This is a genomic window from Robiginitalea sp., assembly GCF_049588695.1.
In the GTDB taxonomy this organism is placed as follows: Bacteria; Bacteroidota; Bacteroidia; order Flavobacteriales; family Flavobacteriaceae; genus Robiginitalea.
In genome coordinates this window covers 1-9497 of the sequence record NZ_JBAVZJ010000625.1, presented here as the reverse complement: position 1 = coordinate 9497, position 9497 = coordinate 1, and the positions used below count along the sequence as shown (strand labels likewise).

Below are 9497 nucleotides of genomic sequence, written 5' to 3'. Positions count from 1 at the left end.
GATCTGCGGTTATTGAAGTCAGCGGAAGGAAAAGGTTCTTAAAAAAGGACGGGGTTAAGACGGGTGACGTCTCAACCGTCGCTAAAACCAAATATAAACATCGTGGGTTCCTCGGAGAGGAAAAGTTTACCCGAACGTTTTAAGAAGCATCAGCACAATTAAGAGGTTTAAAATGGCATAAAAAAAGGCAGGGGTAGATTGAATGAAACTATCCCTGAGACGTATCCGGACCGCCAGCCCCATAAACATGAGGACCATAAGACCGGCGGCTCCCGTAACTGCCAGAGGGAAATAGAACAAACCGCCAAGCAGGGAAAGCGCTCCTATAATCTGCAAGGCACCAATAAGTCGCCTGTATTGATTTAGCCCGTAGCGCTCAAACTCCTGCCGCATGAATAACGAAGTCAGGCAAGAGTAGCCAAAAAAAAGAAATGAGATTGCCGAGAATAGAATACACGCTAAAAGGATGGGAGAAATTGCATTCATTTAGGTTCGCAATTTACCGAAAAACAAGTTTAAGAGTAGAACAATGGAATACTTAATTATCATCATTAAAGTATTTATTTTTCTAAGCATTGTGAATGTTTGGTTCTTTCGGTTTAATAAACCGACATCATGGCGCGGTGGCCAGGCGGCCAACATGAAGCGGGAATTTGAAGTCTACGGATTGTCTGAGTCCGTAATGTATCTGGTTGGAGGTCTTAAGGTTCTGGCAGCTACATTGCTCATGGTTTCCATCTGGGTGCCACAACTTACCCTTCCTGCAGCGGGAATTATGGCAGTCCTCATGGCCGGGGCGATATCGATGCACCTCAGGGTAAAAGACCCTTTGAGAAGCTCTTTCCCCGCACTCTCCTTCCTTGTTCTATCCCTTTTTTTAATGTTCTCTAGCTCATTCTAATGATATTTGACACGACCTGTAAAAACGAAGATTATGACGTGGAAAGCGCGTCTTTGGTGGGTAAGCCCTTTACTCTGCTCGAACGTATAAAAAAAGGTGGTATTGGCTCTGGCCGTTTGATGATTCACAAAACCAGTCCTAAATTGAATCTGGGTAAATTGAAATTTTCCGAAATCGACTATGCCAATATCGAATTACGGCCTAAAGGTATTATCGTACATTATACAAAAAAGCTGGAACGTTTTTCGTGGATTATCCCTTACTATCGGTTGGTTATCTATAGTACGAAATCCTTCAGTATCCACGCCAATGGAAACTTTATACAGTTTCTAAAAAACGAGAACTACAGGGCAAACAAGAAGTTTATTGAAAAAATGTCCGAGCTTAAAGCAGATTTTCTCAAGCTGGAATACTATGATTATTAGTGAAATATGATACTATTCCCTGGGATACAGCAATGTTCTTTAAAGCCAGGATCATCGTCACGGCATTCGGTATCTGCAATCCTCATTATCCAGTTCAAATCAATTCGAAGGTCTCTGATTTACAATTTATAGTTCTGGATTGAACAGCCGTTTATCAAAAGTAAAGGGTTCGCTGGAAATGATCTTTACGGATCCTATGTCTTTATGTACCGGGTTGATTAAATAATTGTAGTCTCCCTGTACAATGACCGACGGTACTTTTAACGCCAGGGATTTGTTTTTCCTGATAAAATTGTCCCCCTCGGTTTGGGTGAACTCCGAAGGAGGATGTGTTTTCCAATCCTTCCCTTTTAGCCTGCTTAACGGGTAGTTTTGAATAAAGTTATCAGGGATCTCGATTGTGGTCAAATAGTAGTCACTTGGCGCATTTTTCAGAGCAACATGCACGGCAACTTCAAGATTTGCCAAAGCCCTGGACTCGGAAGTGTAGACCATGCGGGTTCCTTTATTGTTCCAACGGCCACCGTACTTTTCCGCACCTATCCCTGAGAGATCGTTGTTGTACTTTTTTTTGCCCAACCGATAGACTATCATGCCAACACGCCATGTTCCAGGCGACCGAGTTCATCCTTTACCATATTGATCCCGATACTTGTATCTAAAAGTTCCTTTGGTTTGACCCCTCCAAGAGCGATACTCTCTGAGCTTATCCATTCAAAAAGGTTTTCCCGCTCACCAAAGACGGACTGCCCGTAGTTCAGCAATTGGTATATTGAAAGTATTCTTTCGCTCTGTTCTTTACGAAAGGTTTTGTTTTCCTCACGGTGCCTTTCCATGGTCCTCACGGATACATTGAGATATGCGGCCCATTCCTTGCTGGTAAAGGGAGTACGATCTGATACTTTTTTGAAGTCACTATAGGAAATACCTTCTCTCACCAATTTAATAAGGAGGTAAGATCGTTTGTCATCGTTCCATGAATAGGATATACCGCCTTCGTTGTTCTCGAACAATTTTAATGCTGTTGCCATCTATTTCTAATTGGTATTTATAAAAATACGACATATGTCGCTTAATAAACGACAAAGGTGTGTTAAAATTGTTTTGGCGGCATTGTCTATATAAGGATTTAAAAAGTTAAACATATGATTAGAATATAGTTAGGTGCACATCTTTAGGTTTAGCACTTTTGACCTTGTTTATTGATACGGTTTTGCCAGTAGTGCTTTTTACTCGAATAGTTCCCTTTTTTCAATTCGCATTTTTACTACAGACTCATCTCGTTGGACTTTTTAGATTATGTCATTGTTTTCTTCGAGTAATCCTCTGAAAAGTGTGCTCACGTAGATATCCTCATCATTTCGGTTTAACGAGAAGCCGAATATGCTGGGCTTTTTTTTGGCTTTTTCCTCTCTGCAATTCACAAGTTGCTGGCTTGGTCGGTATTTATCTGGTAGGTTGCCAGACCCCAATGTTTTATTGCTTCTTAAACAATGGCATAATGGACCAATATAATGCAGAATTAAAATTGATTGTACCTTAGAGAACTATGCAGCACACTGATCGTAATGCCCCGTAAAATCTAAAAATCAGTATAGAAACGTTTTCGAAAATGACCGGGAATAAATGTATTGGAATCACTGGAGGTAGCGGACATCTTGGCACTGGGCTGATACTCAAATGCCTGAATGAAGGATTTGAGGTAAGGGCCTTGTTTCATAAGACCGCTCCAAGGATTGAGCACCCCCGGCTTACATGGGTTCAGGGAGATATTAATGACCTGAACCAGCTTAAACAGACTTTTAAAAAAGTAGATCTTATTATTCATTGTGCAGCCATCATATCCCTGGACCAGTATTCCAAAACCCTGCTATATCGGGTAAATGTTGATGGAACAAATACGATTATTGCACTTTGCAAATTCTTAAAGGCTAAACTGATCTACATCAGTTCTTCCACCGCCATTGTTGATCCTTCAAACGATCAAACATTCAATGAGGAGGGACCCTACCGCAAACCTGAGGATTTTTACTATGGCTATACCAAAGCGCTCAGTGAAAAAGCGGTCCTCAAAGCTATTAAAGAAGATGGTTTGGAGGCTTTTATCTTACGACCGACTTCTATAGTTGGAGCTCCAGATAATGGACCCTCTCTATTTGGTAAAGCTTTACTAAAAATGAACCAGGGCAAGTTACCCGTCCTTTCCACGGGAGGACATCATTTGGTCGACCTTAGAGATCTCTGCCAAACTATAGTAAATAGTTTTGAACATGGAAAAACTGGCCAGATCTACCTGCTGGGAGGGCCTTATATAAGTATTGCCAGGCTTGGAAAATTATGTCGGCCTAAGGGTGTTTTTATTACGCTTCCGGCAGAATTACTGATGTTATTTGCTCCATTGATAGAACGATTGTCCAGCACCTTTGGTTTTAAAACAGCGCTCTCTAAAACAAGTCTCAGGCTATTAAAAGAAGCCTCTAAACGGATAGATTGTTCAAAAGCTCAGAAAGCCTTAGGGCACACGAATCGTCCCATTGAAGAGACCGTTATTGATTTCTTGAATTGGTATAAAAGTCAAAAACAGTGATATCCATCGACCACTTTTATATATTTTGTTATGTCTGGCTCGGTCTCGCAGGAATTACATTTGTCACACTGCAGTTTGTCACGGCACCTTATGGCCGGCATGTTAAAAAGGGCTGGGGTTCCCTCATCCCAAATGAGTTGGGATGGTTTCTTATGGAACTGCCCTCATTTACGATTGTGTTCCTGTGTTGGATATGGTCCGAGTCCAGTAATTATGCTCAAATGCTTTTTGGTCTATGGAGCATGCATTACTTCTTTAGAACATTTGTATTTCCTTTTCGAATCAAAACAAAAGGTAAAAAAATGCCCATATCCATCATGTGGTCCGGGGTATTCTTTAATATTATAAATGCAGGAATAAACGCGTATTATCTATTGGTTCTGGAGCATTATTCATCGGATCATTTCTACAGTTGGAAGTTTTACCTTGGGGCATTCCTTTTTGTCATGGGTTTTTTGGGTAACCAAATCAGCGATACCATGCTCATTCGCTTGCGAACGGATAAGGATCAGTCTTACAAAATACCACAGGGATTTTTATTTAAGTATATCTCCTGCCCTAATCATTTTTGCGAAATAATGCAATGGGCTGGATTTGCCCTTATGGCCTGGAATTTACCAGCACTGTGTTTTCTGGCCTGGACCGCAGCCAATTTGTTACCAAGAGCCATGAAGCATCATCAATGGTACCTCGACCATTTTCCGGAATATCCTAAAAATAGAAAAAGCATCATTCCTTTTATCTTGTAGCTTCACTTAAATATCGCGATATTTAATCCATATAGCACAGGCTTGTCTTATGAGAATCAAAGCACAAACATTTCCGGAAACGATTGTGAAATTTAAATGGCCCGTACTGCTTATAACCGGCATGATTACAGTTTTTTTTGGACTTCAACTTTCCAAGCTAAGCATCAATGCTGATATCTTAAAATCACTGCCGGACGACGACCAACATGCCCGGCTTTTAAAGGATATAGGCCTCAACTTCGGAGGTAATAATATCGGCTTACTCATCCTCGAAACCGACAATATTTACAACACGGAGGTACTTACTCATATTGCCACTATAACGGATAGTCTGGCCACTATTGACGGTATTGTTTCGGTATCGAGTATCAGCAACATCATCAATATAAAAGGAGAAGAAAACGGAATTGAGGTTGGAAAACTGGTAGATCCCTATGCCATGCCCACCACCCAAGAAGCCTTTGATGAGCTGCGCGAGCGTATTCGCAGCAACAAACTTTACAAAGACGCCATTGTTTCAGAGGATGAAACTTCAGCCCTGATTTTATTTTACCTCAGTGAAGATGCCATTGTAAAGGACGTGGCCACTTCGGTTATCGAAAAGACGGACCAACTAAAGCTTCCCGAAAACTTGTACTATACGGGATCACCGATGCTGGTCAGTTATATTTCCGACCTAATGCGAAAGGATTTAGTGCGCCTGTTGCCGCTTGCTTTTCTGGTCATTGCCGTGGTACTTTTTCTCAGTTTCAGATCCTGGATGGGAGTGGTTTTACCCCTGGGTACCGCTATTATCGCCATCATATGGACCCTGGGTAGTATTGCCTGGCTGGGCTACAGCATGTCTATGATATCTAATAACATCCCAATTATTTTATTGGCTGTTGGCAGTGCTTATACCATTCATGTTATCAATAAGATTCAACTGGAGACGGATCAACTTAAAAGCAAACGTGTAAGTAAAGGTTTGGCCAATGTTGCTACTGCGGTTGTCCTGGCTGGTATCACAACTGCCATTGGGTTCATCTCATTCATCTTTGGAGCCTATTTAGATATGATTGTTGAGTTCGGAATCTTTACAGCCCTGGGAACCTTGTATTCATGTGTTCTGGCCCTGACTTTTGTTCCTGCGGTCATGGCTTTGGGTGCAAAACAAAGCAAAGAAGCTTCATCTCATACAAAACTCAGTATTGCGGATACCATAGCCAGCCGCCTGGTGCAAATAACCATCAAAAGACCTAAACGGGTCATTGGGGTTTGGTTAGTCCTGATTGCAGTTGGGATCGGGGGTATTTTTATAATTGAGCGAAGTGTGAATATTCAGGAGTACTTTAAAGAGGGGAATCCGGCACGAACCGCAGAACAGATTATGATGGATAAGTTTGGCGGCACAAAACCTGTTTTCATGCGGTTCACAGGGGATATTTTAAATCCGGAACTACTTCGGAAAATGAAGGAGGCAGCTGTGTATATGGAGCAAAGCCCCGATATAAATTCTACCCTGTCGGTAGCTGACCTCATAGCGGAACTAAACTTCGCAATCACGGGAGAACGCAGTATTCCGGAAGATCCAGAACAGATTCAGCAGCTCTGGTTCCTCCTGGATGGAAATGAAACTCTGGAGCGGCTGGTAAGTCCGGACCTGAGCCAGGCCATAATCATTTCTAAATTTAAATCACCAGACAACCAGTCTAAACTGCAGTTCTCAGAATATATGGATGATTTCATTTCTAAGCAGGAGTCCGATGCCATTGAAATTGAAATAACGGGAATGCCTTTCGTAGACGTGCTTATGGACAGAAGTTTGATTAATAGTCAGATAGGCTCCATTATGATTGCCTTATTGTTTGTGGTCATCGTCATAGGCCTGGTTTTGAAATCCTTTAAGTATGGTGTTTTATCTACGCTGCCCATCATCGCCGCCATTGCTCTTCTCTTTGGCATCATGGGCCTGACAGGGATCTCCTTAAATATTGGGACGGTTTTGGTAGCCAGTGTGGCGCTGGGTATAGGAATCGATTATTCCATCCATATCATAGCACAATTTAACAAGCAATTCAAAATTCATAAGGATGTAAAACAAGCAATCTATGAAAGCGTGGCTACCAGTGGAAAAGCCATTATAATTAATTTTCTTGCGGTATCCCTGGGGTTTTTGGTACTGGTTTTTTCCGAAATGGTACCATTATTGTATTTTGGAGTGTTAATCGCGGTAAGTATGGTGAGTTCTGGCCTGGGAGCACTGACCTTATTGCCCGCTATTCTATTGATAATAAACAAGGAAAAAAATGAATAGGATTACTCTTTTTGCTTCACTTATTCTAGCAGGTCTGATCTTTAAGGTGCACGGACAGAACCCTCAGGAGGTGCTCACTAAAATGGATGAACTCATGTCTGCACCAGTAGATCGGGTGGCCACGGTACAAATGACAGTGACCAATAAAAGGGGGGAAACTAAAACAAGGGAGGCAGAGTTAAAGCAGATGGGATCGGAATACCGGCTTTATCGGTACACCAAACCAGAAAACAAAGCGGGTATTGCCACCTTATCCCTGCCTGATGGTAAAATGTGGCTGTATATGCCTGCCTTTGGTAAAGCGATAAAAATCACCTTATTAAGTAAAAGTCAGGCCTTTACAGGTACAGACTTTTCATATGAGGATATGAGTGGTATTCCTTATAGCAACCGCTATCAGGCCAATTTTGTAAATTCTGAAAATGAAAAAGAATTACTCCTCGACCTAAGTCCAAAATCCGATCAAACAGAGTATTCACGTATTTTATTATCTCTGAACAAGCAGTACGGATACCCCATGCAAATGGCCTTTTATGATAAAAATGGCGCCTATATTAAAAAAGCGGATTACAGTTACACCAAAGAGGGTGGTTATTGGTTCGCCAAACAAGTAGTCATGACAGATCTTCGAAAAGATCATTCTACTGCGATAGAGATCAAGGATATCCGTTTTGACACCGGTTTATCAGAAAAGGACTTTACAATTGAAATCTTAAAAACGCCTTCAGAAGACCGTTAATTGGTAAGGAAATCATACCTCTTGTCCTGGTATTTTTGTTTTAGAAGCTCGGCCTTTACCGACCGCATGGTTTCGAAGGGGGATTCATCTGCAAATAAATTGGAAAGCCATCCCGGTATGCCTTTACCCGGATCTACGTGCATCTCAAAAACAACAGATAAGTCCCCCCCAGGAAGCACAGTAGCTTCCCAATACCCTTCACCAGTTAGCAGCACCAAACCTTCATCCTCATAGGAAGCGTCATTTAAAAGTTGAATCTCGATGCGCAATTGCCTGTCAATGGCGTCCCATTTAAATATGTTCCTGTAAATACCATAGCGGTTGCTGTATGGGAAGGGTGCTTTAGCTTCGGCAAAATAAACCTGCAGGGTATCTCCACTTCGTTCTAAAAGTTTTGTGCGCTTTAATTTATAACCCCAGTTTTCTAAGCTTTCAACATCTAAAATCAAGGCGACAAATGACGCCACATCTGCCTTTATAACAGCCGTCGACTTAAAGGCTTTAAAGTCGGAACCCGCTACTTTTTTTGTAAATACGCGAATACCTTCAGCATTGTTAATTTCTTCCCAGTTCTCCTGCCCGCTTAGTTGCGGCAACACTGTAAAAGCCGTGAGCAGGGTACATATAATTTTGTATGTATGGAATTTAAACAACCTGAATATGCTTTGGGATCTCATACCCAAAAGCCTCCATCGATGGCCGGAGTTGCACCAAAAGGGATTCCATTTGAGATTGTGATATAACGTGTTGGTTTTTTTCGTAAGACTTCATTTTATCTATAAAGGACTGGAATTGCGGTTTCGCAGCATCATAGCCTTCTAAGTTTAATGCCTTGTAAATGTATTCAACACATTTCAGGGGGTTTTGTTCTAAGTTATCAAAGGAGATTTCTGAATATTGCCCCTCGGGGATGAGAGTCTTTTGATCAAAAAAGTCCTTCATAATGGTTTTATACAAGTCAATGATGCTTTGTTGACGCTCCTCTTTTGTAATCTGCTGTAATTGTAAATGAGGCATCATATTTTTAAAAAAATTGTCGGTAGAGAGGTAGACCTCAACAGGATTTCTGTGAATAAAAATAAATTTTGCCTTGGGGAACCTCTTCAAAAGGTGCTCTACGCGGCCTGTATGACTTGGGTTTTTCGAAAGGTAGACGGATGATCCGGTGTTTTTTAGTGCTTTTGAAATTAAAAGCTCATAGTCTTTATTCCATTGGTTGATTAGACTTGGGCTAGCGTTTTTAAACCGAATACTCCTTTCATAAATACGTCTTATATCTTTCGGAAACATCCAGAAATAGTAGAAACACAAAGGTGTTTTAGCACCCAGAGCAAACTCTTCTTCCTGAGGAAGTTGCATGCCCAATCGCACATTATCTCCGGCGCGCTTCCCCGGTATAAGCAGTCGGGCAAAACCTTCAAATATAAAATACCCCAGGCGATTGAACAAGGTATCAGGAAACACACTCTGATAGGTCGTTGTATAACCCATTTGGGGATCCTGGGAGATCAAATTGTGCAAATGGGTAGTGCCACTACGCCAGTGACCGACAATGAAAATAAGTTCCGTTCCTTCCTTAAGTTGCCTGTATCTGGGGTTGATAAACAAACGCTCATAGGTTCGGAAGGGCCAATTGATCAAATTAATTAAAACCATCAAAAGAAAGCGGGGCCAATACCTGAACTGAATCTTAAAATCCCGCAGTAGAGTCCACAGCACGTTCAGGGAGTACCCTACAGCCGGTGGCATCAATACCCCCTTTTTGCTTGCTTTTTTAGTCGCGTTCATACACCTTTACAG

General features: G+C 41.6%; 11 protein-coding genes. 6 read left to right on the top strand and 5 right to left on the bottom strand.

The annotated features are described in order from the left end of the window. Positions 1 to 126: 126 nt before the first annotated feature. Positions 127 to 486, bottom strand: a complete 360-nt coding sequence (locus tag WBV75_RS14260) for a DoxX family protein (protein ID WP_424121250.1) — start codon at positions 484 to 486, stop codon at positions 127 to 129. A gap of 43 nt (positions 487 to 529) precedes the next feature. On the opposite strand from WBV75_RS14260, the gene WBV75_RS14255 reads away from it, so the two are divergent. After that, positions 530 to 901 (top strand): DoxX family protein, encoded by a 372-nt coding sequence (locus WBV75_RS14255; protein WP_424121249.1) that lies wholly within the window; start codon positions 530 to 532, stop codon positions 899 to 901. Next, positions 901 to 1326: a hypothetical protein gene (locus WBV75_RS14250; RefSeq protein WP_424121248.1), complete on the top strand. Its 426-nt coding sequence runs from the start codon at positions 901 to 903 to the stop codon at positions 1324 to 1326. The genes WBV75_RS14255 and WBV75_RS14250 overlap by 1 nt, the downstream gene beginning before the upstream one ends. 126 nt (positions 1327 to 1452) lie before the next feature. On the opposite strand, the gene WBV75_RS14245 is transcribed toward WBV75_RS14250, so the two are convergent. After that, the gene (locus WBV75_RS14245; protein ID WP_424121247.1) at positions 1453 to 1920 is read right to left on the bottom strand and encodes an RES family NAD+ phosphorylase; all 468 of its coding nucleotides are present in this window, start codon (positions 1918 to 1920) and stop codon (positions 1453 to 1455) included. After that, a complete protein-coding gene (parS, locus tag WBV75_RS14240) occupies positions 1917 to 2357 on the bottom strand; it encodes a type II RES/Xre toxin-antitoxin system antitoxin (RefSeq protein WP_424121246.1) in 441 nt (146 codons plus the stop codon). The genes WBV75_RS14245 and parS overlap by 4 nt, the downstream gene beginning before the upstream one ends. A 581-nt stretch (positions 2358 to 2938) precedes the next feature. On the opposite strand from parS, the gene WBV75_RS14235 reads away from it, so the two are divergent. From WBV75_RS14235 to WBV75_RS14220, 4 genes are all read left to right on the top strand, one after another. Continuing rightward, complete coding sequence (locus WBV75_RS14235; protein WP_424121245.1) at positions 2939 to 3913, top strand: NAD-dependent epimerase/dehydratase family protein; 975 nt, start codon at positions 2939 to 2941, stop codon at positions 3911 to 3913. 302 nt (positions 3914 to 4215) lie between these two features. Further along, the gene (locus tag WBV75_RS14230) at positions 4216 to 4662 is read left to right on the top strand and encodes a 3-oxo-5-alpha-steroid 4-dehydrogenase (RefSeq protein ID WP_424121244.1); all 447 of its coding nucleotides are present in this window, start codon (positions 4216 to 4218) and stop codon (positions 4660 to 4662) included. A gap of 121 nt (positions 4663 to 4783) precedes the next feature. Then, entirely contained in the window at positions 4784 to 6958 is a 2175-nt protein-coding gene (locus WBV75_RS14225; RefSeq protein WP_424121243.1) for an efflux RND transporter permease subunit, read from the top strand. Then, a complete protein-coding gene (locus tag WBV75_RS14220; protein WP_424121242.1) occupies positions 6951 to 7697 on the top strand; it encodes an outer membrane lipoprotein-sorting protein in 747 nt (248 codons plus the stop codon). The genes WBV75_RS14225 and WBV75_RS14220 overlap by 8 nt, the downstream gene beginning before the upstream one ends. On the opposite strand, the gene WBV75_RS14215 is transcribed toward WBV75_RS14220, so the two are convergent. Next, a complete protein-coding gene (locus WBV75_RS14215; RefSeq protein ID WP_424121241.1) occupies positions 7694 to 8350 on the bottom strand; it encodes a hypothetical protein in 657 nt (218 codons plus the stop codon). The genes WBV75_RS14220 and WBV75_RS14215 overlap by 4 nt on opposite strands. After that, the gene (locus tag WBV75_RS14210) at positions 8343 to 9446 is read right to left on the bottom strand and encodes a sulfotransferase family protein (protein ID WP_424121240.1); all 1104 of its coding nucleotides are present in this window, start codon (positions 9444 to 9446) and stop codon (positions 8343 to 8345) included. Before WBV75_RS14210 ends, WBV75_RS14215 begins: the two co-directional genes overlap by 8 nt. Between the last annotated feature and the right edge of the window lie 51 nt (positions 9447 to 9497).